Source organism: Paraburkholderia sp. EG286B (genome assembly GCF_040965655.1).
GTDB lineage: Bacteria > Pseudomonadota > Gammaproteobacteria > Burkholderiales > Burkholderiaceae > Paraburkholderia.
The window spans coordinates 1-258 of sequence record NZ_JBFRCF010000224.1; the positions used below are offsets into that span (position 1 = coordinate 1).

At 68.2% G+C, this 258-nt stretch carries 1 pseudogene; it reads left to right on the forward strand.

The features are described from left to right. Positions 1–258, forward strand: a pseudogene (locus tag AB4Y42_RS44530) (NAD(P)(+) transhydrogenase (Re/Si-specific) subunit alpha); the annotation flags it as partial.

The window sequence follows — 258 nt, forward strand, 5'->3', positions numbered from 1 at the left end:
CGTTCATGAAGCGCGGCGCAGTGCTGGTCGGCATGCTCGATCCCTTTAATGCGGAGAACGCCGCGAAACTCGCCGAGGCTGGCGTGACGGCGTTCGCGCTCGAAGCCGCGCCGCGCACCACGCGCGCGCAAAGCCTCGACGTGCTGTCGTCGCAGGCCAACATCGCCGGGTACAAGGCGGTGCTCGTGGCCTCGAACCTCTATCCGCGCTTCATGCCGATGCTCATGACCGCCGCCGGCACCGTGAAAGCCGCGCGCG